This is a genomic window from Candidatus Spongiihabitans sp. (assembly GCF_965247905.1).
Lineage (GTDB): Bacteria > Pseudomonadota > Gammaproteobacteria > Arenicellales > Poriferihabitantaceae > Spongiihabitans.
Genome location: NZ_OZ252047.1, coordinates 624,877 through 650,564 on the forward strand (window position 1 = coordinate 624,877; position 25,688 = coordinate 650,564).

The 25,688-nt window shown below is 54.5% G+C and carries 27 protein-coding genes and 1 pseudogene; 20 read left to right on the forward strand and 8 right to left on the reverse strand.

The features are described 5' to 3' along the window. Positions 1 to 3: 3 nt before the first annotated feature. Complete coding sequence (locus ACP158_RS03055) at positions 4 to 915, forward strand: dihydropteroate synthase (RefSeq protein WP_424947512.1); 912 nt, start codon at positions 4 to 6, stop codon at positions 913 to 915. A gap of 58 nt (positions 916 to 973) precedes the next feature. Further along, entirely contained in the window at positions 974 to 1,228 is a 255-nt protein-coding gene (locus ACP158_RS03060) for a hypothetical protein (protein WP_424947513.1), read from the forward strand. Here the strand turns inward: ACP158_RS03060 and ACP158_RS03065 are convergent. Both ACP158_RS03065 and ACP158_RS03070 read right to left on the reverse strand, forming a co-directional pair. Then, positions 1,187 to 1,339, reverse strand: coding sequence for a hypothetical protein (locus tag ACP158_RS03065; RefSeq protein WP_424947514.1), 153 nt, complete (start codon positions 1,337 to 1,339; stop codon positions 1,187 to 1,189). The two genes, ACP158_RS03060 and ACP158_RS03065, sit on opposite strands and share 42 nt — an antisense overlap. Then, complete coding sequence (locus ACP158_RS03070; RefSeq protein ID WP_424947515.1) at positions 1,291 to 1,530, reverse strand: hypothetical protein; 240 nt, start codon at positions 1,528 to 1,530, stop codon at positions 1,291 to 1,293. Before ACP158_RS03070 ends, ACP158_RS03065 begins: the two co-directional genes overlap by 49 nt. Positions 1,531 to 1,804: 274 nt before the next feature. On the opposite strand from ACP158_RS03070, the gene ACP158_RS03075 reads away from it, so the two are divergent. From ACP158_RS03075 to ACP158_RS03085, 3 genes are all read left to right on the forward strand, one after another. Next, positions 1,805 to 3,844, forward strand: coding sequence for an ASKHA domain-containing protein (locus ACP158_RS03075; protein ID WP_424947516.1), 2,040 nt, complete (start codon positions 1,805 to 1,807; stop codon positions 3,842 to 3,844). A gap of 208 nt (positions 3,845 to 4,052) precedes the next feature. Further along, entirely contained in the window at positions 4,053 to 4,460 is a 408-nt protein-coding gene (locus ACP158_RS03080; protein WP_424947517.1) for a DUF7662 domain-containing protein, read from the forward strand. Further along, positions 4,460 to 4,870, forward strand: coding sequence for a type II toxin-antitoxin system VapC family toxin (locus ACP158_RS03085; RefSeq protein ID WP_424947518.1), 411 nt, complete (start codon positions 4,460 to 4,462; stop codon positions 4,868 to 4,870). The genes ACP158_RS03080 and ACP158_RS03085 overlap by 1 nt, the downstream gene beginning before the upstream one ends. A gap of 35 nt (positions 4,871 to 4,905) precedes the next feature. On the opposite strand, the gene ACP158_RS03090 is transcribed toward ACP158_RS03085, so the two are convergent. Further along, positions 4,906 to 6,438: a trimethylamine methyltransferase family protein gene (locus ACP158_RS03090; protein ID WP_424947519.1), complete on the reverse strand. Its 1,533-nt coding sequence runs from the start codon at positions 6,436 to 6,438 to the stop codon at positions 4,906 to 4,908. Positions 6,439 to 6,685: 247 nt separating this feature from the next. Here ACP158_RS03090 and lpxK point away from each other — a divergent pair, with 247 nt between their 5' ends. The 13 genes and pseudogenes from lpxK to ACP158_RS03155 all read left to right on the forward strand — a co-directional run. After that, a complete protein-coding gene (gene lpxK, locus ACP158_RS03095; RefSeq protein ID WP_424947520.1) occupies positions 6,686 to 7,711 on the forward strand; it encodes a tetraacyldisaccharide 4'-kinase in 1,026 nt (341 codons plus the stop codon). Continuing rightward, a complete protein-coding gene (gene kdsB, locus ACP158_RS03100; RefSeq protein ID WP_424947521.1) occupies positions 7,711 to 8,487 on the forward strand; it encodes a 3-deoxy-manno-octulosonate cytidylyltransferase in 777 nt (258 codons plus the stop codon). Before lpxK ends, kdsB begins: the two co-directional genes overlap by 1 nt. Positions 8,488 to 8,715: 228 nt before the next feature. After that, the gene (locus tag ACP158_RS03105; protein WP_424947522.1) at positions 8,716 to 10,983 is read left to right on the forward strand and encodes a TolC family protein; all 2,268 of its coding nucleotides are present in this window, start codon (positions 8,716 to 8,718) and stop codon (positions 10,981 to 10,983) included. Positions 10,984 to 11,106: 123 nt separating this feature from the next. After that, on the forward strand, positions 11,107 to 12,090 hold the full coding sequence (locus ACP158_RS03110) for an efflux RND transporter periplasmic adaptor subunit (RefSeq protein ID WP_424947523.1): 984 nt from the start codon (positions 11,107 to 11,109) through the stop codon (positions 12,088 to 12,090). A gap of 44 nt (positions 12,091 to 12,134) precedes the next feature. Next, positions 12,135 to 15,218: an efflux RND transporter permease subunit gene (locus tag ACP158_RS03115; RefSeq protein ID WP_424947524.1), complete on the forward strand. Its 3,084-nt coding sequence runs from the start codon at positions 12,135 to 12,137 to the stop codon at positions 15,216 to 15,218. 14 nt (positions 15,219 to 15,232) lie between these two features. After that, positions 15,233 to 15,589, forward strand: coding sequence for a hypothetical protein (locus tag ACP158_RS03120; protein WP_424947525.1), 357 nt, complete (start codon positions 15,233 to 15,235; stop codon positions 15,587 to 15,589). After that, complete coding sequence (locus ACP158_RS03125; protein ID WP_424947526.1) at positions 15,589 to 15,771, forward strand: hypothetical protein; 183 nt, start codon at positions 15,589 to 15,591, stop codon at positions 15,769 to 15,771. The genes ACP158_RS03120 and ACP158_RS03125 overlap by 1 nt, the downstream gene beginning before the upstream one ends. Positions 15,772 to 15,797: 26 nt before the next feature. After that, the gene (locus ACP158_RS03130; protein WP_424947527.1) at positions 15,798 to 16,886 is read left to right on the forward strand and encodes a Rieske 2Fe-2S domain-containing protein; all 1,089 of its coding nucleotides are present in this window, start codon (positions 15,798 to 15,800) and stop codon (positions 16,884 to 16,886) included. A 2-nt stretch (positions 16,887 to 16,888) separates the two neighbouring features. After that, positions 16,889 to 17,698: a hypothetical protein gene (locus tag ACP158_RS03135; RefSeq protein WP_424947528.1), complete on the forward strand. Its 810-nt coding sequence runs from the start codon at positions 16,889 to 16,891 to the stop codon at positions 17,696 to 17,698. 177 nt (positions 17,699 to 17,875) lie between these two features. Further along, a complete protein-coding gene (locus ACP158_RS03140; RefSeq protein WP_424947529.1) occupies positions 17,876 to 18,298 on the forward strand; it encodes an IS30 family transposase in 423 nt (140 codons plus the stop codon). 220 nt (positions 18,299 to 18,518) lie between these two features. Beyond that, complete coding sequence (locus ACP158_RS03145) at positions 18,519 to 18,947, forward strand: DoxX family protein (protein WP_424947530.1); 429 nt, start codon at positions 18,519 to 18,521, stop codon at positions 18,945 to 18,947. Positions 18,948 to 18,958: 11 nt separating this feature from the next. Then, the gene (locus ACP158_RS03150; protein ID WP_424947531.1) at positions 18,959 to 19,219 is read left to right on the forward strand and encodes a hypothetical protein; all 261 of its coding nucleotides are present in this window, start codon (positions 18,959 to 18,961) and stop codon (positions 19,217 to 19,219) included. A 241-nt stretch (positions 19,220 to 19,460) separates the two neighbouring features. Beyond that, positions 19,461 to 19,563, forward strand: a pseudogene (locus tag ACP158_RS03155) (IS1595 family transposase); the annotation flags it as partial. A gap of 197 nt (positions 19,564 to 19,760) precedes the next feature. Here ACP158_RS03155 and ACP158_RS03160 read toward each other — a convergent pair. The 5 genes from ACP158_RS03160 to ACP158_RS03180 are packed head-to-tail and all read right to left on the reverse strand — an operon-like array spanning position 19,761 to position 23,846. Then, a complete protein-coding gene (locus tag ACP158_RS03160; RefSeq protein WP_424947532.1) occupies positions 19,761 to 19,907 on the reverse strand; it encodes a hypothetical protein in 147 nt (48 codons plus the stop codon). Then, a complete protein-coding gene (locus tag ACP158_RS03165) occupies positions 19,847 to 20,002 on the reverse strand; it encodes a hypothetical protein (protein ID WP_424947533.1) in 156 nt (51 codons plus the stop codon). Before ACP158_RS03165 ends, ACP158_RS03160 begins: the two co-directional genes overlap by 61 nt. Before the next feature lie 32 nt (positions 20,003 to 20,034). Further along, positions 20,035 to 20,166, reverse strand: coding sequence for a hypothetical protein (locus ACP158_RS03170; protein WP_424946183.1), 132 nt, complete (start codon positions 20,164 to 20,166; stop codon positions 20,035 to 20,037). Positions 20,167 to 20,221: 55 nt separating this feature from the next. After that, positions 20,222 to 22,210 carry a thiamine pyrophosphate-dependent enzyme gene (locus tag ACP158_RS03175; protein ID WP_424947534.1) on the reverse strand — a complete coding sequence of 663 codons (1,989 nt, stop codon included), beginning with the start codon at positions 22,208 to 22,210 and terminating at the stop codon, positions 20,222 to 20,224. A 19-nt stretch (positions 22,211 to 22,229) separates the two neighbouring features. Continuing rightward, complete coding sequence (locus ACP158_RS03180; protein WP_424947535.1) at positions 22,230 to 23,846, reverse strand: glutamate synthase-related protein; 1,617 nt, start codon at positions 23,844 to 23,846, stop codon at positions 22,230 to 22,232. A gap of 415 nt (positions 23,847 to 24,261) precedes the next feature. Between ACP158_RS03180 and ACP158_RS03185 the strand changes: the two genes are divergently transcribed. Together ACP158_RS03185 and ACP158_RS03190 are read left to right on the forward strand one after the other, a co-directional pair. Then, a complete protein-coding gene (locus ACP158_RS03185) occupies positions 24,262 to 24,474 on the forward strand; it encodes a hypothetical protein (protein ID WP_424947536.1) in 213 nt (70 codons plus the stop codon). An 851-nt stretch (positions 24,475 to 25,325) separates the two neighbouring features. Further along, a complete protein-coding gene (locus ACP158_RS03190; RefSeq protein WP_424947537.1) occupies positions 25,326 to 25,487 on the forward strand; it encodes a hypothetical protein in 162 nt (53 codons plus the stop codon). Positions 25,488 to 25,688: the final 201 nt, after the last annotated feature.

Sequence of the window (25,688 nt, forward strand, 5' to 3'; positions counted from 1 at the left end):
ATCATGACCGACACCATCATCAGTTCTGCGAGCAAGGAACTAAAAATCGGGCACGAGCAGCCGTTCGTGATTATCGGCGAAAGAATAAATCCCACCGGCCGCAAGATTCTCGCTGAGGAAATGAAAAATGGTGATTACAGTCGGGTCGAGGCCGATGCGCTGGCGCAAGTGGTGGCCGGCGCGAAGATGCTCGATATCAACGCCGGCATCCCATTGGCGGACGAGCCGCGCATTTTGGCCGAAGCGATTCAATTGGTGCAATCGATTACCGATGTGCCGCTGTCCATCGATTCATCCATTGTCGCAGCGCTGGAAGCCGGGCTGGAAGTGTATCAGGGCAAGCCGTTGCTCAATTCGGTCACCGGCGAGGACGAGCGGCTGGAAGCGGTTTTGCCGCTGGTGAAAAAATACGGTGCGGCGGTGGTGGCGATCTCCAATGACGAAGCCGGCATCTCGGAAAATCCCGATGATCGGTTTGAGGTCGCCAAGAAAATTATCGAGCGCGCCGCCGACCACGGCATTCATTATAGCGACATCGTGGTCGATCCATTGGTGATGCCGGTCGGGGCGGTAAATAGCGCGGGCCGACAGGTTTTGCATTTGGTCAGGCGGTTGCGCGAGGAGTTGAAAGTGAACACCACCTGCGGCGCCTCGAATTTTAGTTTTGGCATTCCCAACCGCAAGGGCATGGACGGGCATTTCTTGAGCATGGCCATCGCCGCGGGCATGACTTGCGCGATCACTAATCCGCTGCACGAGGAGGTGATGCAGGCGGTGATGAGCGCGGATGTGGTCATGGGGCATGACAATAACTGCGCCAAGTGGCTGAAGAAATACCGCCAGCCCGCCGATGAAAATGCCGGCGCCGGCGCGCGCGGCGGCAGGCCGGGCAGACGGCGACGGGTCCGCAGATGACGCAGATGAACACAGATGTTTAAAAAATTAGGTTCAAGATACTTTAAGGTATAGTGAAATGGTCATAACTAATTGTTCTATAAATGAAAACAAGCATGTCATTCGTTGCCGAATTTCGGAGAATAAATTCAGGGCGATTCCACGGCTGTTTTGCCTTGATATCGAGGCTTGCAAAGTCGCACAAATCACCGGCATCTCTGGCCCGGCGACCAGCCGATTGCATGCTCAAATCAGGCAACGCATCGCCGGGCAATGCGAGCGTATGTGTTCACTAATTCATTGCCCGTTGTGTTCCTTTCCATCGGTGTTTTAGCGCCGCCCTCTCGGTCGTCATTCTCGCATCAAACGGCGCGGCATCAAAGCAAAGGAGTCCGGCTACGCCGGACGGCATATTCCACTGGATTGCCCGGAACAAGCCGGGCAATGACGACCCTTATTTGTCATTCTCGCCGAAGGCGGGAATCCAGTTAAATATCTGTCACGCGTAGCGTGACTCTTTTTGGCATCCGGCTTTGCCAGACACAAACCGGCGGCTACGCCGCAAATGAGTTCGGCTACGCCGAACGGTTTAATAACTGGATTGCCCGGCCAATAATAATCATATGGGCCGGGCAATGACGACCCTTATTTGTCATTCTCGCCGCAGGCGGGAATCCAGTTAAAACATGTCGTCCGGCGTAGCCGGACTCCTTTGAAAGAGTGTGAGTCTCGCTTCAATATGCGCCACGAAAATGGGTGTCAATATCTGCTAAAATCTATCCGAAATCGACCGCTTAAAGTATCTTGAACCAAAAATTAATACTAAATTTGTGAAAATCTGCGACATCTGCGGATAAAAATAATAGCATTCAATTTGTGAAAATCCGCGGATAAAAAAAGCAACCTGAAGATGACCCCGACTTCACCGCCCGACACGCTCCAAGTGGTGTTCACGCCGTCCGGCAAGCGCGGGCAGATCGCTCGCGGCAAGTCGGTGCTCGCGGCTGCGCAGCAACTCGGCGTCGACCTTGATACGGTTTGCGGCGGGCGCGGGATTTGCGACCGTTGCCAGATTGATCACAGCGTCGGCGAGTTCGCCAAGTTCAACATCCATTCCAAGCCCGACCATCTGTCGCCGCCGAGCGCTAGCGAGCAGGAGTTTTTCCCCGCGGGGACAGCAGCCACGCGCCGTCTCGGCTGCCAGGCAAAACTGCTCGGCGATGCGGTCATCGACATCCCGCCGGAGAGCCAGGCGCACCGTCAGGTGGTGCGCAAGCGGCTGGATGTGCATAACATCACCTTGAACCCCGCGGTGCGGCTGCATTACGTCGAAGTCCCGCAACCCAACATGCACGACCCCAGCGGCGATTTGCAGCGGCTGCGCGATGCGCTGGAGTTTGACTGGGGGCTGACCGACATCGCGTTTGATTTTCACTTGCTCGGCGCGTTGCAATCGACGCTGCGCCAAGGCGACTGGAAAGCGACCGTCGCCATCCACGCTGAGCGGCGCGCCATCGCCATTTGGCCCGGCATCAAAAACAAAGTGTATGGCGTCGCCGTCGATGTCGGCTCGACCACGATTGCGGCGCATCTGTGCGACCTGACCAGCGGCGAAGCGGTCAGCTCGGCCGGGCGCATGAATCCGCAAATTCGGTTTGGCGAAGACTTGATGAGCCGGGTTTCCTATGTGATGATGAATCCCGGCGGCGACGCCGACATGACGCGCGCGGTGCGCGAGGCGTTGCACGGCTTGGTCGCGGACTTGGCGACGAGCGCCAACATCGACATCAACGATGTGCTGGACCTGACGCTGGTCGGCAATCCGGTGATGCACCACTTGCTGCTTGGCATCAACCCGATAGAGTTGGGCGGCGCGCCCTTTGCGCTGGCGACCGACCAGGCGCTGGACTTGGCCGCCCGCGATTTGGAGTTAGGTCTAAGCCCCGGCGCGCGCGCGTATGTTTTGCCGTGCATCGCCGGGCATGTGGGCGCCGATGCCGCGGCTGCGACCTTGTCCGAAGCACCGTATGAGCGCGACGAACTGACCTTGTTGGTGGATGTCGGCACCAACGCCGAGATCGTGCTCGGCAATAACAAAAGGATGCTCGCGGCCTCCAGCCCCACCGGGCCGGCCTTCGAGGGCGCGCAAATCAGCGGCGGCCAACGCGCCGCGCCGGGCGCGATCGAGCGCGTGCGCATCGACCGCGAGACGCTCGAGCCGAAATATCAAGTGATCGGCTGCGAATTGTGGTCGGATGAAGCCGGCTTCGCCGAGGCGATCGCGTCCACCGGCGTGACCGGCATCTGCGGTTCCGGCATCATCGAAGTCATCGCCGAGTTGTTTCTCGCCGGCGTCATCAAGGCGGACGGCGTGATCGACGGCGCACTGGCGGCGAGGAGCGAACGCGTCCAGCCCGACGCCAAGACTTGGCGCTATGTGTTGCACGGCGATGGCGACCAAGGCGCGCGCGCGGTGAAAATCGCCATCACGCAGAACGATGTGCGCGCCATCCAACTGGCCAAAGCCGCGCTCTACGCTGGCGCGCGCTTGTTGATGGATAAGTTGAATGTCGATGCGGTCGACCGCATCCGCCTGGCCGGCGCGTTCGGCGCGCACATTGATGTGAAATACGCGATGGTGTTAGGCATGATACCGGATTGCAAATTGGCGCATGTCACCTCGGCCGGCAACGCGGCCGGCACCGGCGCCACGATCGCGCTGCTCGACACAGCGGCGCGGCGCGAAATAGAGGATGTGGTGCGGCGCATCCAAAAAGTTGAAACCGCGGTTGAGCCCAAGTTCCAGGATCATTTCGTCGACGCCCTCGCCATCCCGCACAAGACCGCGGCCTACGACAATCTCAAACTGGAAATCGACCTTCCTTCACCGTCACGCCCCAACCTTGATGCCGCCGCCGGCGGAAAACGCCGCCGCCGGCGCCGTGCTTGAATCCGCATGAGTTAAGGTCTGTCGAAAAATCTGTGCCGGGCATCATCCGCCAGGCAGGCCCTTTGGCGAACGCTACCGCCGAGCTGTTGCAATTCTGTGAGAAAGCCCTTGACAAATATAGGTACTATATGTATATTGTAAGTAACAGTACCTACTCTGTACCTACTCTGTGGATTTTTAACCCTGAACCGAACCAGGAGATTTCACCATGACCAGTAAATATGACCCTTTGCAGCAACACTTAAAAGCGCAATCAAGCGCGCATATCCTTATGTCGTTTGCGGAAATTGAACAGCTTTTGGGGTTTGATCTGCCGCCATCGGCGCGTAAACATCGTCCGTGGTGGAGCAACAATCCGAGCAATAGCAGGATCACAGAAGCGTGGCTGAGCGCTGGCTATCAAAGCGCCAAGGTTGATATGGCGGCGGGTTGTTTGGTGTTTCGTCGTCAGCAACAAAACCCATCGCCATTTTCCGCTGGCTGGAATGACGCGAGCGGTGCGGAAAAGAGCAAATCCTTTTATGGCTGTATGCAGGGGATGATTACGATTTTAGATAACCATGACCTGACTGCGCCGGCTGACCCTGATTGGCGGCAACAAACCGAGGGCATCTAGTGGCTGCGCCTTTATTGCTCGACACTTGTGCGGTTATTTGGAGTATGAGCGGCGCGAAAATGACCGATGAGTCGCTTACCGCCATTGCCGCGGCAAGCACGGAAAAGATGGCTTTGTCCATGTCGCCTATTTCAGTTTGGGAGATTGGCTTGCTGGTGTCTAAAGGGCGTTTGGCTTTTTCAGTTGAAGATTGGTTTGATGCATTGATCTCGCATTCAGGGCTGATGCTTGCCGAGATGCCGCCCGAGGTGCTGATTGCTTCATCGTTTTTGCCCAATGACGCACCCAATAATCCCGCTGACCGCATTATTCTTGCGACCGCGCGGCGGTTTGGATTGCAAATTGTGACACGCGACCAAAAGATTCTTGAATACGCCCGCAAAGGTCATGCCGCTTATCTGGAGTGCTGATATTCCATCTCCTGACTAGCCATCGCGCTGCGGCATCAATAGTTTGAATCCGCGAAGGAGTTCTTGCGCTTTTCGATAAACTCCAGCAACGCCTCGTCGATGGCCGGGTCGAGTTCGGGCGCGACATAATCATTCAGCATTTGTTTCCATAGCTTGTTCGCGCGCATCACGGCGTCCATTGAACCTTCGGATTGCCATTGCTCAAAACTGTTGTTGTCGGCGATATTGGAGCGATAAAAAGCGCTCTTGAAATTATTTTGAGTATGCTCGCAGCCGAGAAAATGCGTGCCCGGTCCGACTTCCCGAATCGCGCTGAGCGCCTGGGCGTTTTCCGACAGATTAACGCCTTGCGCGAAAACCTGCATCATGCCCAACTGATCGGCGTCCATCACCAGTTTTTCATAGCTCGATGCCAGCCCGCCTTCCAGCCAGCCTGCGGCATGCAGCACGAAATTCACGCCCGCGGTCAGCGTCGGCAGCAGCGTGTTGGCGCTTTCGTAAGCGGCTTGGGCATCGGGGATTTTTGAGCCGCACAGCGAACCGCCGCTGCGAAACGGCACGCCCAGGCGGCGCGCCATAGAGGCACAGCCGTTAAGCACTAAAGACGGCTCCGGCGTGCCAAACGTCGGCGCGCCGGATTGCATGGAAATGGAGCTGGCAAAGGTGCCGAATATGACCGGACAGCCCGGGCGGACAAGTTGGGTGAACGCCATTCCGGCCATGGCCTCGGCCAGGATTTGCGCCATGGTGCCGGCTGCGGTGACCGGCGACATCGCCCCGGCCAGGATGAACGGCGAGATGATGCTGGCTTGATTATTTCTGGCATAGACTTCAGACGCGCCCAGCATGGTCTCGTCGTAAGTCATCGGCGAGTTGGCGTTGATTAGATTGACCAGCACGGTGTGGTCGTCGACAAACTGCTCGCCGAACAAAATCTTGCACATGTCCACGCTGTCCTGCGCGCGCTCCGGCTGCGTGACCGAACCCATGAACGGCTTGTCGCTGTACTTGATGTGGCTGTACACCATGTCAAAGTGGCGCTTGTTGACCGGCAGGTCGGTCGGCTCGCACACGGTGCCGCCGGAGTGGTGCAACGTCGGCAGCATATAGGCCAGTTTCACCAAGTTGCGAAAATCCTCGATCACGGCGTAGCGCCGCCCACTATCCAGATCGCGGATAAACGGCGGGCCATAAACCGGCGCAAACACCGTGTGCTTGCCGCCGATAGTGACATTGCGCGCCGCATTGCGCGCCTTTTGCTCAAATATTGCTGGCGCGGAATCCTGGATAATTTTGCGGCACATGCCGACCGGAAACCGAACCCGCTGACCGTCTATATCCGCGCCGGCTTGCTTAAACAGCTTTAACGCCGGTTCATATCTAAAATCAATGCCGATTTCGCGCAGGATGGTGTCGGCATTTTTTTCGATCAGCGCCAGCCCTTCCTCGCCCAGCAGTTCATACTCGGGAATCTTGCGCGTGATGAACGGTGTTATGACCGGCGCAGCGGTTTTTTCGACTTGCTGTCGGCTTCGCCGACCGCCTCTTTTTTTTGCTCGTTGTGACATGAAATTAGGGTAATTTGGCTTATGAAAACGGTAAGTATGGGAGCTGCGAATGTTACCACAAATCATAACACGACCTCGGTATAATCGATTCGCCAACCAGGTTATCAAGCGGCCGCCTCAGGTATAATCGGCGTTGCGCTCGTGTTTCCATGACTTGATTGATGCCCGATAAAAATACCCCCGGCGACTTCGCCGCAGACGAAATGGACTCGCTGGCAGTTAAATCAGCGCAACAGGATGCCGCGCAATGCTGAATAAACTGCAACAAGGCTGGCTGCGCGCCCGGTTATTGAACTATTTGCTGGCGCCGATTTCGTGGTGCTATGCGGTGTTGGCCAGGTTGCGGTACGGTTGCTATCGGGCCGGAATATTCAAGTCCCGCGTGCTGCCCCGGCCGGTGATCGTGGTCGGCGGCATCAGCGTCGGCGGCAGCGGCAAGTCTCCGCTGGTGATCGCGCTGGTTAATCATCTTAAGGAAAAAGGCTTCAAGCCAGGGGTCATCGCCCGCGGCTATGGCGGCAAGTCGGCGTTTTGGCCGCGAGCAGTGAATCAAGCCACCTGCGCGCAACTGGTCGGCGACGAGCCGCAATTGATTTTCGAGCAGTGCGATGTCCCCGTAGTCGTCGGTCCAGACCGAGTGCGAAACGGCTACTATTTGCTCGATGGCATGAACGGCAACGGCAATTGCGATATCGTGATCAGCGATGATGGCTACCAGCATTTTGCGCTAAAGCGCACCGTTGATATCGCGGTCGTTGACGGCCAGTACGGATTCGGCAATGGGTGGTGCTTGCCCGCGGGCCCATTGCGCGAGCCAATAGCCGCGCTCAAACGCGCCGATATTGTGGTGATCAACGGCCAATCCACTGAAGAATTGCTGCGCCACATACCGGCCTGTTGCCCGATCTATCACATGAGCATGGAGTTGCAGGAGGCTTATAATCTTGCCGACAACCGCCGTCGAAAATTATCGGAGTTTTCAAACCGCCCGGTGCATGCGGTGGCCGGCATTGGCAATCCGTTGCGGTTTTTCTCCCAACTTGAGCAAGCCGGCCTTGACATCATCCCCCAGGCTTTCCCCGACCACCATAGATTTACCGAGCATGACTTGTCTTTCGCCGATAACCGCGAGGTGCTGATGACCGAAAAAGACGCGATAAAATGCCGCGGCATGTCGGTTGCAAAAAATATTTGGGTGGTGCCCGCGAAACTCCGCGTCGATGAAGAACTCTATCTGCGCGTCGAAGCGCTTATTGGCAAAGGTCATTGGTGATGGCGGATTTTCATGTCATCATCCCGGCGCGCTATGCCTCGCGCCGGCTACCCGGCAAGCCGTTGCTCGATATCGGCGGCAAACCGATGCTCCAGCATGTGCTCGAAAGATGCGGTCAAAGCGCCGCTAAAAGCGTTATTGTTGCGACCGATGATGCGCGTATTGCTGATGCAGTGACCGGCTTTGGCGGCGAAGTGGTGATGACCTCTCCGCGGCATCGCTGCGGTAGCGATCGTATTGCCGAAGCGGCCACGGCACTTGGCTTAAAAGACGATGCCATGATCGTCAATGTGCAAGGCGATGAGCCCGACATGCCGGCCGCATTGATTGACCAGGTCGCGCAAGCGTTGGCTGATGACGCCGATGCGGCTATGGCGACCGCTTGCGCGCCGTTGGATGAGGTATCCCAGTTGACCGACTCGTCGGTGGTCAAGGTGGTCACCGACAACAGCGGCCACGCCATTTATTTTAGCCGAGCCGCTATCCCCTGGGTCGCCGGGGCGCGTGGCGAAAACTCATCCGACCTGGCGCCGCATGCGTTGCAACACCTGCGACGGCATCTTGGGATTTACGCTTATAGCACCGGCTACATACGGCTGTTCGCGTCCCGGCAAAGTTGCGCATTAGAAAACCTGGAAAAACTCGAGCAACTGCGCGCGCTCTGGCATGGCGATAAAATTTGTTGCGTTGATGCGGTGGCGGCGCCGAGCTCGGGAATAGATACTGAAGCGGACCTTGAAAGAGCCAGACAGAACGCGGATAAATTATTGGGTTAGCCGGTTATGGCTGTATTTGTTCAGGGTCATTAGGCAGCGGAGTTTTATACCGATTAGTCACGGATGCCCTATTATGCGCTTATGCGATACACTAAAAGGCAGATCGGAATAATGCCATGCTGGTGTTATCCGCCAAGAAAATTTAAAGCGGGAAAATCCAAAATGAAAAATGCAATGCACTTGAAATTTGTAAAGCCCCTTATTTTGACCTGTATTTTCACGTGTGCTTTGGTCGCAGTCCAATCAACGCTTGCCGCACAGAAAATCCACATTGGCATTCTTACCGATGGGCCGACACAAGGGTTTCAGCAAATCCATTCATTATTCATCGAGGAAATACTAAGGCTGACTGAAGGCGAGTTTGAGGTGCATTTTGAGTCAGCGCATCAACTGGACGGCAATTGGTCTGCGGAAAAAATTCGCGCCGCGCTTCAGCGGCTCCAGCAAAATGACCAGGTCGATATAATTCTGGCGTTAGGATTTGTATCCAGCCTGATCGCCGCGCGGTCACAAACAATCCCGAAGCCGACATTCGCGCCGCTGGTGCTGGATTCCAATTTGCTGAACCTGCCCAGGAATCTATCCGGGGATGGCGCCACCAGTGGCATCAAAAACCTCAACTACTTAACCGAAGCAGTGCGTTTCACCGATGACCTGATCGCGTTTCGGGAAGTCGTGGATTATCAACAGTTGGCGCTGGTGGTGGACCAAACGGTTTTCGAGTCGGTTGCCGAATTGGCGCAGCAGGGGAGTCGCTGGGCAAGCGAGACTGGTATCGAGCTGACTTATGTTTTGAACAGCGCCGCCGACGAGAACCTTGCTGACAAAATTCCCGGCCATGTCGATGCGGTGATGGTCGCCGCGATACCGCGACTGAGCCCGGCCGGACGCAATCAGCTTATCAAGGAACTGATACGCCGCAACCTGCCAAGTTATAGCTTAATCGGCGCCACTGCGGTTGAGCAGGGCCTGCTGGCAGCCTCCGCGCCGGATTCTGACTGGAATCGATTGGCCAGAAGAAATGCCCTGAATTTACAGGCGGTATTGCTTGGGGGAAATCCCGGCGACCAACCGATCTCTTTCAAGCACAAGCGGCAACTCACCATCAATATGGATACCGCCCGACAAATTGGCGTCGCTCCCCGATTTGATGTGCTCAGTACTGCGGTATTGCTAAACGAGGACGATCTATCGGGCGACACGCAATGGACTTTGTCAACCGTGGCGCATGAATCACTAAAATCGAATCTGGACATTCAGTCGAGCATCGCCGGGGTGAATGTGGGCTCGGAGCTGGAGCGACAAGCGAAATCGCGGATTGGTCCTCAATTCAACACTACTGTTGGCCTGGTTCAGCTCGATCCTGATGGTGGGAATGTCGCAGTTGCTCTTAATGCGAGTCAAATTATTTATTCCGAGGCCAGTCTAGCCAATATCGAAATCCAGCGCCTGGTTCAGCAGGCCAGACAATCGGCCCATCGGGCGGTGGAGCTGGATATCGTGCAACAGGCGACCGTGGGATTTTTGAATATATTAAAGTCTCAGACCTTAATCGATATCAGGCGGCGGGCGCTTAATTTGTCGCGTGCAAATCTGAATTTGGCCCGGGATAGAGTTCAGTTGGGCTCGGTTACGGCATCCGATGTCTATCGTTGGGAAAGCGAAGTGGCGACGTCCCGGCAAAGCGTGCTGGCCGCGCGCGCTCAACTTAATCAGGCGATGGACGCTTTGAATAGAATATTACACAGACCGATCGGCGAACGATTTAAAACCGTGCCGGCCTCGCTCGCGGACCCGACGCTAATGGTTAGCCGCCAGGATCTGGTCGAAATTATCGACAACCAGAAGTCGTTTGACAAGATGGGCCAGTTAATGATTTTTCAGGGCAAGAACAATTCCCCTGAATTAAAACAACTTCAATACCAAATCGCGTCTGCCGAGCGTCAACTGGTTTCTAATCGCAAGGCGTACTGGAGCCCGCAAGTCAGTGTCGCCGGGCAGGTCAGCCACACCCTCGATGAACACCCGAATCAGGGGGATTCCGAATGGCAGATTTCTGTTAACCTCTCGGTGCCGTTATATCAGGGCGGCGCGCGGCGTTCCAAGGTGAATCAATCCATTTATGAGTTGCATCAGTTAAATCTGCAACGCGAGTCGGTTGAACAGGCGGTTGAATTACAAGTGCGGCAAAATTTGCACGCGGTGCAGGCATCGTATCCAGCCATGGAGCTGGCCCAGATTGCGGCGCATGCGACCGAGAAAAACCTTGAACTGGTGCAGGATAATTACGCAAAAGGAGCGGTATCTATCAGCAATTTCCTGAATGCCAGGGATGCGTCTCTAAACGTTGAGCAAAACGCTGTCAATGCGGTATATGATTTCCTGATCGATCTGATGAACTTGCAACGCTCCACCGCGGCTTTTGATTTTTTCCTGGATGAGCAGGCAATGCAACGTTCGGTGGATGAAATCAAACGCTATATTGCCACACCCTAAAAATAGCAACCAAGGGACATAAACATGAATATCAGGACAAAATCAGGCACATATTGCCTACTGCTATCGATAATTTTGATGATGGCCGGATGCGAACAGACTACGCCTCCGGCCCCGACACCGATGCGCTCAGTACGTTATATCGAAGTTGCCGAAAATGATGCACAACGCGTGCGAACCTTTGCCGGGGTTTCCAAATCCGAGCAGGAAGTCAAATTAAGCTTCAAAGTTGCTGGCACATTGATCAATCTGGGGGTCGCCGTGGGCGATGCCATTGAGCCTGGCCAAGTCATCGCGCAAGTGGATGCCTCCAGCTACCAACTGCAACTACAACAAGCGCAGGCGGATCTCGCTCGGGCAACCGCTGAACAACGCAACGCCGATACGGCATATCAACGCACCCGCGACCTGTATGAAAACCAGAACGCTTCCAAGATTGATCTTGATGTCGCCAGAACCGCATTTGAATCCACTCAGGCACTGGTCGATGCGGCCCAGCGAGCGGTCGATTTGTCGCGGCTTAATGTTTCTTATGCCAAACTGGTTGCAAAAGAGGCCTGTTCCGTGGCCTCCACCAGTGCCGATGCGGGAGAAAATGTAGCCATTGGGCAGGAGATCGTGCGGGTTAATTGTGGCGATCAGCTAAAGGTCGATGTGTCGATTCCAGAAAGCCTGATTTCGTTATTCCGCCCGGGCATGGCGGCGATGGTTGAATTTGATTCGGTGGCCGATACCCGGTTTAACGGCGAGGTCACTGAAATCGGCGTTGCCGCGACCGGGACAACGTTTCCGGTTAGCGTGCGCCTGCTTGACCCCGCGGGCTTGCGTGCAGGCTTAGCCGCTCAAGTTGGGTTTCGCTTTTCTTCCGGCGCTACGTATCCTTCGGTGCCGACCACATCGGTTGCAGAAGATCAAAATGGTCGTTACATTTATTTGCTGATGCCAGGGGCCTCACCGGAACTCGCGGTAACCAAGCGGCAACCGGTGGAAGTGGGCAATATTGTGGCGGATGGGATTGAGATCGTGCGCGGTGTGAAGCCAGGGGACAAGGTGGTGACTGCCGGCGTATCCGTGATCCGAGATGGCTTGGTGGTCAAAGCAAACTGACCAAAGCAAACTAAACAGAGACCACTCGTGATAAGGGCCATTCATTGAACCTAACCGGTATCGCATCCACAAATCGAGTCATCGTTTTTGTTCTGGTAACATTGATGTCGTTATACGGCATCTTTGCCTTCTTTAACCTGCCCAAGCAGCAGGACCCGGGGTTCACTATCCGCGCCGCTGTGGTGACCACGCGGTTTCCCGGCGCCAGCCCGCTCAGGGTAGAGCAATTGGTGACCGATCGAATTGAGCGGGCGATTCAGGAGATGCCGGAGCTGGACAATGTTATCAGTGAATCGTTGCCGGGCCTGTCCTTTGTGACCGCGAATTTCAAGGAGAGTTATGCGGACATGCGCCCGCTATTTGACAAACTTCGCCGCAAAATTGAAGCCGTTGACGATCTGCCGCAGGGGATTAGCGGCCCCGCGGTCAATGATGAATACGGCGATGTTTTTGGCAGTGTGCTGGCATTGACCGGCGACGGCTACAGTTATGCCGAACTTAAAGCAGTCGCCGACGAGATCAAGGACGACCTGCTCAAATACAATGACATTGCCAAAGTGGAGTTACAGGGCGTTCAGGAAGAGGAAATTTTTGTTGAATACAATGTGGCGCGACTGAAGGAGTTGGGCATTTCGCCGCAACAGTTTGCCCAGCTGCTGGGCAGCGTTAATATTATTCGCAGTGGCGGTCAAATCCTGTCTGGGCGGGAGCGCATCACTCTCGAGCCCACCGGAAACTTTGAGACCATCAACGATCTTAAGCGCACCGTGGTTCAGATTCCCAATAGCAATAGCATTGTTTATTTCGAAGACATCGCTAATATCTATCGCGACTATGCGGACCCCGCTTCCAGTTTCGCGCGCTACAACGGCAAGCCTGCGATAATTTTCAGTATCTCCCTGAGGCAAGGCGGCAACATTCTGGCGCTTGGCGACACCCTGTTAGCAACGATTCCGCAAATCGAAGCGCAGTATCCATACGGAATTGAAATTAATCCGGTGTTTCTCGAATCCGTCGTGGTCAATAATTCGGTTAACCGTTTCCTGGTCAACCTGTTGCAGGCGATCGCCCTCGTGGTTGCAGTGATGTTGCTGTTTCTGGGTTTTCGCACCGGATTCATTGTCGCCTCGTTAATCCCTGTGACCATCCTCACCGCATTAATGTTGATGGAAATTTTCAGCATTACCATTAATCAAATATCCCTGGCTGCGCTGATTATCTCTCTGGGGTTGCTGGTGGACAACGCCATTGTCATATCAGAATCTATTTTGGTACGGCGTGAAAACGGAGAATCGGCGACCGAGGCGGCCATCTCGGCCGGCAAGGAGATGGCCATTCCGTTGCTGACCTCGTCGCTGACCACTGCGGCGGCATTCTTGCCGATTTTCCTCGCTGAATCGGCGGTAGGAGAGTACACCGCCGATATCTTTAAGGTAGTCACCATTACCCTGCTATCGTCATGGTTCCTGGCGCTTACCTTTATTCCGTTGTTGACCATCGCGCTAATGAAAATCAAACCGGGCAAAAAGCCGCCAACCTATGACTCAGGGATGTACTGGGCTTACCACGCCATGCTGATGTTTTCTGTCAAAAACCGATTAATCTTCCTGATTCTGGTGGGCGGGATTTTTTATAGTGCGTTGTGGGCGATACAGTTTGTGCCAAGCGTGTTCATTCCCCCAAAAACCGACCCGATTATTAACGGCACGCTGAAAATGCCAAAGGGAACCGCCATCGAAACCACGCAATCCATTGTCCAAAGCCTGGAACGGTTCATGGCAAACGAGCTGCAAGTTGAGGATCAGCAGACCGACTCAGGTGCGAAAGGCCAAACGAAAGGCGTGGTGAGTTGGGCAGTCTGGCTGGGCGAGAGCGCGCCGCGTTATACTCTGGGGCTTGACCCCGGCTCGCGTGATCCGGGCGCGTTTAGCATGCTAATCAACACCACCACCCACCTGATTATTCCTGACGTGATTGAACGCATCCGCGATTTTGCGCGCCGTGAGTTTCCCGATTTAGACGTCCAGCTCAGGAAAATAGAAAACGGCGTGCCGATTCCCTATCCCATCGTGGTGCGGGTGTCGGGCCCGGATTTGGATCAGTTGTACCGGTTAATCGGCCCGATTAAGCAAAAACTTCTCGAAACCAGTGGTGTTCTGGAGGTCAATGACGACTGGGGGCCACGTAGTAAAAAACTGCTGATCAAGATCGATCAAGAACGCGCTCGTCGAGCCGGCGTAACCAATGAAGATATCGCCGTATCACTTCAAGCCGGCTTGTCCGGCATCGAACTGTCGCAGTTGCGCGAACGCGATTCGCTGATTCCGATCACCCTGCGCTCGGTGGCATCGGATCGGCGCGACATCGGCAAATTGGAAGGCATGACGATCTATTCCCGCAGCAGCAATCAAACGGTGCCGCTGAGCCAGGTCGCCGACTTGGAGATTGCCTGGCAACCGGCGATTCTGAAACGCCGTGATCGAGATCGATCCATCGCCATTCAGGCGACGCTGCTAGCCGATGCAACAGCCACCCAGGTCAGCGCCGATTTCCTGCCCTGGCTGGAGTCCATAAGCCAAGGCTGGCCGCGAAAATACCACTACGAAATCGGCGGCGAGTTTGAAACATCCGGTGATGCCAATGCCGCCATCCTGGCCAAATTGCCGCTGGCCGGCATGCTCATCCTGTTGCTGCTGGTCGCGCAATTTAACAACGTGCGCAAACCGCTGATTATTTTTATGACCATTCCGCTGGGGCTGATCGGCGTGGTCTATGGGCTGCTTATCGCGCAGTCGATATTCGGGTTTTTCACCATACTGGGGTTGATCTCGCTGTCGGGGATTGTCATCAACAACGCCATCGTTTTGCTGGATCGCATTGACCTGGAAATCGAGCAAAACGGAATGCCGCCGGCACAAGCGGTGGTCTCGGCCTGCAAGCAACGCCTGCGCCCCATTCTGCTGACCGCCGCGACCACCATCGGTGGCATGCTGCCGCTCTGGATCAGTCACGATCCGATGTTCGAGACCATGGCGGTGAGCATCATGTTCGGGCTGTTATTCGCGACCTTGTTGACTTTATTGTTGGTCCCGGTGCTTTACTCGCTGTTGTTCAGGGTCAGATTTTAGGGACGGATTTAAGCATGTCGCGGCCGGCGCCGATGACAGCCGCGACCACGCCAAAACCCAAGTTGATTTTTTGCGATGATTCTGGAATGATCATTAAGCGCAATCATCGACAAACAGGCAACCGTCAACATGATATTGGCATGATATTTGTATTTTCTCTGGGCGTTTATTTCCTGACCGGGCTGGTGTTCGCTATCGCATTTTTCCTGGTCGGCTACAAACTGATTCTTGCCGATGCGGCCGGCTCAAAATTGCGCGTCAGGCTGCTGTGGTTTCCGGGGGCGGTGGCAATTTGGCCATTGCTTGTTTTTAAATGGCTGAATCGAGATCCGAAAGAAGACGCGCGAGCAGACGAGAAAGCAGAGCAGTAATGAGAAAAGGCCACCGTAGCGTCCATCATCTGTTCTGGTATCTGGCCGCCCCGATACTGATATTGTTTCTAATCGCAAGTCTGCCTTCTGAAACGCCGCCTGTCGAAACCGCGCTGCCCGCCCAAAGTGCCCGAGCAGAAATAACAACCGAGGTGAAGTCCTCAATCGCCATTATTCCCTAAGCCATCCGCCCGGACTTGCCGCGATCATGAGTCATAAATTTGTCCTGGTAAACTGGAACCAGCGCAAACGCGCATACGATATCTGCTTATGGATTGGCATTGCGCTTTATTTATCGCTGTTTGTGCTGGTTAGTCATAGCCGGTTCCAGGGCGAGCACGCCATCTCTGCGCTAATCATTTTGATACGCGCGTTCTCAACTTGCGGATTTATCATGCTTACTTTGATTCTGTGCATCGGTCCGCTGGCCCGAATCGACGGGAGATTTCTGCCATTGCTATATAACCGGCGACACTTCGGCGTATCCTTCTTCATCATCGTCCTGATTCATGCGGCGCTGGCAATTTTCTGGTATCACAGTTTTGGCGACATCAATCCAATTGTTTCGGTCGTGACTTCCGGAGGAGATTACCAAAGCTTTGACGATTTTCCGTTTCAGTTGTTCGGCCTGCTGGCGTTGCTGATCTTTTTCGTCCTGGCCGCCACCAGCCACGACTACTGGAATGCGGTGCTGGGGCCGGTCTGGAAGACCCTGCATATCCTGGTGTATCCGGGCTATGCCCTGTTGATCGTGCATATCGGTTTTGGCGCGATGCAGGAAGACAACACCGGCTTATTGCCGGGCATGGTGTTCGCCAGCGTCATTTTGGTCGGCGGACTGCATGTTTACAGCGCATTATTTTGCACTCGGGCGAATAAGATGATCGACAGAGCGAGCATCGACAGCGGCAGCGCCAACGACGCCAAGTGGGTCGAAGTGGGCAAGTGGCAGGAAATTGAAAACGACCGCGCGATCACGGTGCGCGTTGGCGACGATGAGCGGGTGGCGATCTTTCGCTATGACGAAAATAAATTATGCGCGGTCTCCAATGTGTGTCAGCATCAAAACGGCCCGCTTGGCGAGGGCAAGGTGATCGACGGCTGCATCACCTGTCCCTGGCATGGCTACCAGTATCGCCCGCAGGATGGTTGTTCGCCGCCGCCGTTCACGGAAAAAATCGCAACCTATCGCTTACAATTGCGCGGCGATGTGATTAGCCTGAATCCGCAACCGCTGCCGGCCGGGACGGCCAGACCGGTGACCGAGATTCCCAGGATTCCCTTGGCGGGAAATTAAATATGAACGAACCTTCCCAAAAACCGTTTTTCGTCGGTTATCTCGATATGCCGACGCGCTTAAAAAGATTTTACACGGCGTTGACGGTGCTACTGTTTGCGTTCGCGGCGGCGACCGGTTACACCATCGCGGCGCAGCAGAAAAGCGCCGGTCCGGCATCGTGGCTGACCGATGCCACGCAGACGATCAGTGGCTTGCTGGTGGTTGATCCTTATCCGGTATTGCACCGCATCGACCCTGCCGACCCGGAGCGGACTGAGTCGATTTTGCTGGTCAACCAGGGCAAAATTTCCGCCGATGATTTGGCCGGTCCGTTCCACGACAAAATGGTATCCATAACCGGCTACCTGATCCGCCGCGGCGGGTGGCGCATGCATGAGTTGGCATCGCAGCGACCGATCACGGCGTATGAGGATAGCGGCGATGACGCGCTTAGGGCAAGGCTGGCCGCCTCTGCCAAACCAACATCGTTGGGCGCGGTCGCCCTGAGCGGTGAAGTGGCGGATTCAAAATGCTTCCTTGGGGTGATGAAGCCGGGCGTCGGCGCGGTGCACAAAGCTTGCGCCGAAGTTTGTTTGCTCGGGGGTATTCCGGCGATGTTGCTGGTGCGGGGAGAAGATGACAAAAAGTACGGTTACATGCTAATCCAGCCAGACGGTTCCAGCGCGTCAAAATCGCTGGCGCGGCGCGCCGCCGACCGCGTGGAGATTGCCGGCGAACTGCAACAAAGAGGCGATCTGCTCTACATAAAAATGAACGAAAAACCGCACGGGCTACCGAGGCGCGGCCTTGGGAGATCGGGGTCAGAGTAGAAATTATTGGGGCTTTGGGCCAGGTTTTTCTGACTTCTAAAATCTTTCACTCCCAAACGCTATACAGCTATTTGTTGCATTTCTCAGGTCATCATGCAATGAATCTATTTGCTTAACAAATAATTTCTACTCTGACCCCTAATTGCCTGCTATAAGCGGGGGTCCATTCTTAATCGGGTGTCGATAGAGCAACGCCCGGCGGTGGTCGAGCAAAGAGCCAGGCTCGGCGATTGGGAGTGGGATACAGTCTATGGGAAAAACAATACCGCCGTTATGCTGACCCGGGTGGATCGGGCTTCGCGGTTTGTGTACCTTGACATCCTACCCAATAGAACGGCGCGTGTGGTGGGTCAGTCGTTGGTCAGCAATCTTGCCCCCATCAAAGATCGGGTGCTCACGTTGACCTCGGACAAGGGTAGCGAATTCACCGATCATGAGGCGGTTGCCGGTGTCCTGAAAAGCGATTTTTACTTCGCCCATCCCTGTGCGCCTTGGGAGCGCGGCACCAATGAGAATACCAATGGACTGATACGGCAGTCCTTTCCCAAGACCTATGATCTTGCGACCATCAAGACCTCGCAACTGGCACGGGTGATGTAGCAACTCAACAACCGACCACGCAAATGTCTTAACATGAAAACGCCCAATCAAGTACTATTCGGCATACCACCCTCTGTTGCACTTCAGGGTTGAATCCACAGACTTATACAGGGGGTTGACAACGAGGGGGTTTCTGGTAGGGTGGGCAGCGTAGCCCCGTTGGGGAGACCGCGGGCCGGGGAAGCTCCGCCCGCGACCGAAACCGGAAGGAGATCGCACCATGAATAGCGTATTGATAAAACCAGCGTCGTTGGCGTTTCTACGGGTGTCCTTGGGGATTCTGATGATTTTCTGGGGTCTGGACAAACTCGTGAATGCCGCCCACTCCCTGTGGGTCGCCAACAACTATTACCTCAGCCTCTTCGCCACGGCAGAGTTGCAACATATCCTCGGCGTCATCCAGATTGTGCTCGGCCTCTTGGTGGTGGCTGGCCTGGGGCGGCGTTACGCCTACCCGGTGCTGCTCGTGGTCACGGGGATCACTCTGCTAAGCGTCTGGAAATCCATCATTGACCCGTGGGGGTGGTATCTCGAGGGGGCGAAAGTCCTGTACCATCCTTCGCTGATCATCTTCGCTGGCGCCTGCGTCCTGCTGGCCTTCCGGGCCGACGACACCGTCGCCCTTGACACCCGGTTCGCGAAGGGTTGACCCTCGGGGTTGTGCGCGGTCGAATCCCGCAGGGTTGCAAAATTCCCGCGCCTGCCGCCGAACGGTTTTTCCTGCCCGGCCACAATCACCATGGCGTTCTCGCGCCGTGGTTTGTGGTCATCCTCGTGAAAATTGGCTCGCTGTTTTCGCGGATGAGGTTGTTGTTGCCCGTCAGTGTTTCGGTTTTCCTGGCCGGGCTGTTGTGTTGCGGCCATACTTATAACGTGCGGTTGTTTTGCCGGCGTCGTTATGCACCAAAGGCTACAAGATGACACGAAAATATATTGCCAGTGGGTCAGAATTTGAAGATCGGGGTCAGAGTAGAAATTATTGGGGCTTTGGGCCAGGTTTTTCTGACTTCTAAAATCTTTCACTCCCAAACGCTATACAGCTATTTGTTGCATTTCTCAGGTCATCATGCAATGAATCTATTTGCTTAACAAATAATTTCTACTCTGACCCCTAATTGATTTTGAAGGTATAGTGAAATGGTCATAACTAATTGTTCTATAAATGAAAAACAAGCATGTCATTCGCTGCCGAATTTCGGAGAATAAATTCAGGGCGATTCCACGGTTGTTTTGCCTTGATATCGAGGCTTGCAAAGTCGCACAAATCACCGGCATCTCTGGCCCGGCGACCAGCCGATTGTATACTCAAATCAGACAACGCATCGCCGGGCAATGCGAGCGTATGTGTTGTCTGATTCATTGCCCGTTTTGTTCCTTTCCAGCGGTGTTTTAGCACCGCCGTCTCGGCCGTCATTCTCGCCGGCAGGCGCAAATCCAGAGTGGCGTAGCCGCCGGGACGCGCTCATACATTAGCGGCAAGCAACAAGCACCATCGCCTTGCCGTCATTCTCGCATTGAACGGCGCGGCTACGCCGCAAATGAGTCCGGCTACGCCGGACGGTTTAATAACTGGATTGCCCGGCCAATAATAATAATATGGGCCGGGCAATGACGACCCTTATTTGTCATTCTCGCCGGCAGGCGCAAATCCAGAGTGGCGTAGCCGCCGGTTGTGTCACGCTTTGTGTGACACTTATTTACCATTGCCCTCTCAAAAGGACTTATTGCCTTCCGATTCACCATTGTCCCCCCAGCCCGTCATTCTCGCCGCAGGCGGGAATCCAGTTAAATATGTCGTCCGGCGTAGCCGGACTCCTTTGAAAGAGTGTGAGTTTCGCTTCAATATGCGCCACGAAAATAGGTGTCAATATCTGCTAAAATCTATCCGAAATCGACCGCTTAAAGTATCTTGAACCTTGATTTTTATATAAGATCCGGATCAGACATCACTTCCACAATCGCTGGCCCGGCATGAGCCAATGCGGCACGAATCGCCGCGTCCAACTCGTCCGCCCGGGTCACGCGCTCGCCAAATGCGCCGCATAATTTCGCATATTCCGCAAAATTAGGATTGTGCAATGCGGTCTGCCATACATTCCATTGCGCCGCGCGTTGCTCTTTGGTGATCTTGCCGAGTTGATGGTTGTTCAGCAAAATGTGGGTGATGTTCATTTCGTATTTCACCGCGGTGGTGAAGTCCGCCAAATACTGGCCAAATCCGCCGTCGCCGCTAACCGAAATTACCGGCCTGCCGTTTAATTCTTTTATGTCCTGAGTGGCGGCCCAGGCACCCATGGCGGCGGGAAATGAAAATCCGATGGAACCCAGATAGCCGGACATCAATACCGATTGTCGCGCACATTCAAAATAGCGTCCGAAGGAATAGGTGTTGTTGCCGACATCCACGGCGATGATGGCGTCTTTTGGCGCCAAGCGGCTCAGCGAATCAAAAATCGATGCCGAATTGATGCCTTTGCCGGTGTCATCATTGCGTCTGCTGAGTTTTTCATCGCGCCATATATCCCAACGCTTAGCCAGTTCCGGCCGTTGATCCACGGTATGCAGGCTATCATCCACCCGCGCGCTTAAAATATTTGCCGTAGTCGCGACTTCCCCCCACACCGGAAGGGTCACCGGATGGAATTTCCCCAGCGCCATTTGTTCGAAATCGATTTGAATAATCGGTCGTTTTTCGGTGATTCCGGTGTGGTTGGAAAATGATGCGCCAAACACCAGTATTAAATCACATTCATTCATAAACCAACTGGCGATCGGCGTTCCCGAGCGCCCCAGCACGCCCGCCGCCAACGGGTGGGAGTCGGCTATTTGCCCTTTGCCCTTGAATGTGGTCAACACCGGCGCATTGAGTTTTTCGGCCAGCGCAACGACTTCGGCCATGCTGTGCTTGGCGCCGTAGCCGACGATGATTATCGGTCGCTTGTGACCATGAATCATCGCCATGGCCTGTTTCACCGAATCTTCCGCCGGGGTGATTTTTTGATCGCCCATTCTACCCTCGGGGTGCCCCACTTTTGACTTTGCAGTCACCGGCAGGGTTTGCACATCGTCGGGGAAAATGAGATGTGCGGGACTGCGGTTGATGATGGCGTTCTTACAAGCCAGGCTCATCAGTTCGCCATGCTTGCTGGTATGCAATACGGTTTGGCTGAAACCCGTAACCGCATCGAATGCGGAGGCAAGGTCGATATCCTGAAATGCCCCGGGCCCCAATACCTGAATATCCACCTGTCCGGTCAGCGCCAATATCGGCGCCCGATCCACATGACAATCCCACATCCCGGTCAACAAGTTAGTGGCGCCCGGCCCAGCGATGGTCAGACAGGCCGCGGGCCGCCCAGACGCCTTGGCGTATCCCGAACAGGCGAAAGCGGCGGCACCCTCGTGACGAATGCCGTAGTAAGTTAAATTGCCCTTGGCTTCCTGTAAACGCATCGCCTCGGCCAGTCCGAGGTTGGAATGTCCGACCATGCCAAATACCGACTTGATGCCCCAATTGATCATGGTTTCAACCATGACATCAGCAATCGTCTGCTCCCTCATCGGCTCTTTTTCTAAGCCAAGATAGATGCCGTCTTCTCTGACCTCCAGCGGGTAAAGTTTCTGCCCCGAATCTTCATGGCCGCCTGGCGGCTTGCCGGTCAAGGGATCAAAATCCCATCCATGCCAGGGGCATCGCAACCAGCACTGGCCATCGGCGCCGCGTTCGATAGAACCCTCTCCAAGGGGTCCGCCCTGATGCGGGCAGTGATTGTCCATTGCCGTGTACTGTCCGTTGATATGGGTCAAGGCCATGCTTTTGGTCTCGGCGGTAACGGTTTTTACCCGGCCTTCGGGCAATTCGTCTGGTTCGGCAACTTTGTGCCAGCTGTATTCTTGCTCAGTTTTTGTCATTGGTCTTTCAAAAGGATGATTATTCAAGTTGCCCGACACCGCCATATTTAACGCCGGTGAGATAGGCCATATCGCGATCGAATGTGGTCAGGTCATCGATAGTAAAATCGCACAGGTTGGGGTGTCCGCAGGCTCGCGCCAGGATAGACATTAGTTCCACAGACGCGTTCAGGAATCGATTGAGACGCTTGGCCGCCTCATCAACAATCAATCTTGCCCGCAAATCCTTTCTTTGGGTGGCGATGCCGACCGGGCAGTTATTGGTATGACAAGCACGCATTCCCAAACAGCCGATTGCTTGCAGGGCTGAGTTTGCAATGGCCACGCCATTGGCCCCCAACGCCATCGCCTTGGCAAAATCCGCCGGTGTGCGTAGGCCGCCGGTTGCGATCAGGGTCACATTCTGGCATCCCGAACTATCCAGATGGCGTCGGGCTCTGGCAACCGCGGGCATGGTGGGCACCGAGATGTTATCCCGAAATATCAGCGGCGCGGCGCCGGTGCCACCGCCGCGGCCGTCGAGGATGATGTAATCCACGCCAACTTCCAGAGCCGCATCAATATCTTTTTCGATATGCTGGGCCGACAATTTGTAGCCGATGGGAATGCCGCCGGTTTGCTCACGCACTTCCGCCGCGAAATCGCGTATCTGTTCGATCCGGTCCCATTCTGGAAAGCGCGCCGGCGATATCGCATCCTGCCCGGGTTGCAAGCCGCGCACCGCCGCAATCTTGCCCTGTACTTTAATGCCCGGCAAATGCCCGCCGGTGCCGGTTTTCGCGCCCTGCCCGCCTTTGAAATGAAAAGCCTGGCATTTTCTGACTTTGTCCCAACTGAAACCAAAACGGGCTGAAGCCAGTTCATAAAAATAACGCCGATTGGCTTGCTGCTCTTCCGGCAGCATGCCGCCCTCGCCAGAACAAATCCCGGTGCCGGCCAGATCGGCGCCCTTGGCCAAGGCGATTTTCGCCTCTTCGGACAAGGCCCCAAAACTCATGTCCGACACCAACAACGGCATTTTCAGTTTCAATGGCTTGGCGGCATTCGGGCCAATCACCAACGCGCTGTCGACCTCGGCGTCGTCCAACAACGGCAAGTTCGCCAGTTGCCCGACAATGAATTGCAGATCATCCCATTTCGGCAGATCATTGCGCGACACCCCCATTGCACTGACCGCGCCGTGATGCCCGGTTTTTGACAAACCTTCGCCGGCCAGTTTGCGAATCAGTTTGACATGCGGCTCGTCGGCCGTGCCCACCGGATCTTGATAGGCGCCTTGGTAGGCGTCGCGGTCATACGGCTGCGGGTGTTTTTTCTCCCAAGCGAGTATTTCGTCCTGGTCAACCCAGACCTTGCGGCCTTCAATCCAACTCTCGAATTTGTCCAGATATTCCGAATTGTTATATTCGCTGATGCCGGTGTCGACGCGGTAGTCCCAACCATGCACACCGCAAATGATATTGTCCCCGCTGACCTGTCCATCGGCCATCAAGGCGCCACGATGCGCACACCTGCCGTACAAAACCGACACCTCATCATCATAACGAATCACCACCAGGTCAACGTTGGATACTCGCGCGGCGAAAGGTTCACGATCATTAATTTTCTGCAAGTCCGCTATTTTTATTTTGTTCATAATAAATTTCAGATGGTCATTATTTAAGGTTCAAGATACTTTAAGCGGTCGATTTCGGATAGATTTTAGCAGATATTGACACCTATTTTCGTGGCGCATATTGAAGCGAGACTCACACTCTTTCAAAGGAGTCCGGCTACGCCGGACGACATGTTTTAACTGGATTCCCGCCTGCGGCGAGAATGACAAATAAGGGTCGTCATTGCCCGGCCCATATTATTATTGGCCGGGCAATCCAGTTATTAAACCGTTCGGCGTAGCCGAACTCCTTTTATCGCGGCTTCGCCGCGTCTAGATTCCCGCCTACGGCGAGAATGACGGCAGGGAGGATGCGTAGCCGGACATTTTCTCTCGTGTGCTTTGGCGTCTCAACACGCCTTTGTCCTCTCGGTTCACCATTACCTATCATTTGTCATTGTCGGTCCATATTATTATTGGCCGGGCAATCCAGTGGAATATGCCGTTCGGCGTAGCCGGACTCATTTGCGGCGTAGCCGCCGGTTTGTGTCTGGCAAAGCCGGATGCCAAAAAGAGTCACGCTACGCGTGACAGATATTTAACTGGATTCCCGCCTTCGGCGGGAATGACGGCAGGGAGGGCGGTTTTTTCCGCTTGCCGGCGAGAATGACGACCGAGAGGGCGGCGCTAAAACACCGCTGGAAAGGAGCAAAACGGGCAATGAATCAGTGAACGCATACATGTCTGATTTGAGTATACAATCGGCTGGTCGCTGGGCCAGAGATGCCAGTGATTTGTGCGACTTTGCAAGTCTATATATCAAGGCAAAACAGCCGTGGAATCGCCCTGAATTTATTCTCCGAAATTCGGCAACGAATGACATGCTTGTTTTCATTTATAGAACAATTAGTTATGACCATTTCACTATACCTTAAAGTATCTTGAACCTTATTTAAAAATCCGGGAACAGTATACCTAAATAATATTCAAAGTTTCCGCAACCGGATATAAAATCCGAGACCGACCGGGTAACGTGTTAAACTGGAAAACGCCTTTTGATGCTTTTAATGAATTGTTGCAATAGAAACTAGAGACCACCCAAGGAAAAACAAGCATTACAATCGTTCCCGCATTTCGGAGAAAAAGTTTAGAGCGGTTTCAAAGTATTTTTGTGCTGATTTAACCGCGGAACAAATCGCTGGTTTAGCTCAGTTAAACAGAAACACAATTAACAAAATTCCAACGCTTGCAAGAGTGGGAGTTTTTGACTTAGCCAAACTTACGCTGCAAAACAGCATCAAGGGCAAAACCAGCATCGATAGCGTGATTCATTCCGAGGGCTGGCGGCGGTCGCCCGTGATTCAAGCGAATGGATTTCACCTCAGACCGCCCGATTTTTTATCCTCTTATAGTCTCATGTGCCTGAGCCTATACACCCAAAGCGACCCAAAATGTTCTGGAAACAAACCGCCCGACACGCCTTTGCCGACTTTGTGGTAGTGCATAAACCCATTAGTGAACTTGACGACGCGCGCCAATACTGATGAGGATGGTTTTGCTAACAAGATGACTTATACCCCAGGCAATGCGCATGACTCACAAGAGATTGACAAACTGCGGGTCAAAGCCCATGGACCAGTCTATGCAACGGGATACAAATTCACCGTCATTCCCGCGCAGTGAGACGCCGCACGCCCAGGGCGCGCTTTATGCTGCCGCACCCCATATACCGCTGTGCTCATATTTTATATTCGGGCGCCATCTTCAGGGCCTTGCAATTCGAGTTAATGGTTGCGCGGGTTGGCATTCCAATCAAACGCGATTAAACTCAACGATACCCATATCAGGCGCACAACTTCAAGGCCGGTAACAGCAAAATACAAA

Bases quoted from the DNA above. Each gene is read 5' to 3' on its own strand.
- ACP158_RS03165 (WP_424947533.1), bottom strand. From the start codon at position 20,002: ATGGTAAATAAGTGTCACACAAAGCGTGACACAACCGGCGGCTACGCC.
- ACP158_RS03145 (WP_424947530.1), top strand. From the start codon at position 18,519: ATGAATAGCGTATTGATAAAACCAGCGTCGTTGGCGTTTCTACGGGTG.
- ACP158_RS03180 (WP_424947535.1), bottom strand. From the start codon at position 23,846: ATGAACAAAATAAAAATAGCGGACTTGCAGAAAATTAATGATCGTGAA.
- ACP158_RS03135 (WP_424947528.1), top strand. From the start codon at position 16,889: ATGAACGAACCTTCCCAAAAACCGTTTTTCGTCGGTTATCTCGATATG.
- ACP158_RS03060 (WP_424947513.1), top strand. From the start codon at position 974: ATGGTCATAACTAATTGTTCTATAAATGAAAACAAGCATGTCATTCGT.
- ACP158_RS03090 (WP_424947519.1), bottom strand. From the start codon at position 6,438: ATGTCACAACGAGCAAAAAAAAGAGGCGGTCGGCGAAGCCGACAGCAA.
- ACP158_RS03075 (WP_424947516.1), top strand. From the start codon at position 1,805: ATGACCCCGACTTCACCGCCCGACACGCTCCAAGTGGTGTTCACGCCG.
- ACP158_RS03110 (WP_424947523.1), top strand. From the start codon at position 11,107: ATGCGCTCAGTACGTTATATCGAAGTTGCCGAAAATGATGCACAACGC.
- ACP158_RS03080 (WP_424947517.1), top strand. From the start codon at position 4,053: ATGACCAGTAAATATGACCCTTTGCAGCAACACTTAAAAGCGCAATCA.
- kdsB (WP_424947521.1), top strand. From the start codon at position 7,711: ATGGCGGATTTTCATGTCATCATCCCGGCGCGCTATGCCTCGCGCCGG.
- ACP158_RS03125 (WP_424947526.1), top strand. From the start codon at position 15,589: ATGAGAAAAGGCCACCGTAGCGTCCATCATCTGTTCTGGTATCTGGCC.
- ACP158_RS03130 (WP_424947527.1), top strand. From the start codon at position 15,798: ATGAGTCATAAATTTGTCCTGGTAAACTGGAACCAGCGCAAACGCGCA.
- ACP158_RS03120 (WP_424947525.1), top strand. From the start codon at position 15,233: ATGTCGCGGCCGGCGCCGATGACAGCCGCGACCACGCCAAAACCCAAG.
- ACP158_RS03055 (WP_424947512.1), top strand. From the start codon at position 4: ATGACCGACACCATCATCAGTTCTGCGAGCAAGGAACTAAAAATCGGG.
- ACP158_RS03175 (WP_424947534.1), bottom strand. From the start codon at position 22,210: ATGACAAAAACTGAGCAAGAATACAGCTGGCACAAAGTTGCCGAACCA.
- lpxK (WP_424947520.1), top strand. From the start codon at position 6,686: ATGCTGAATAAACTGCAACAAGGCTGGCTGCGCGCCCGGTTATTGAAC.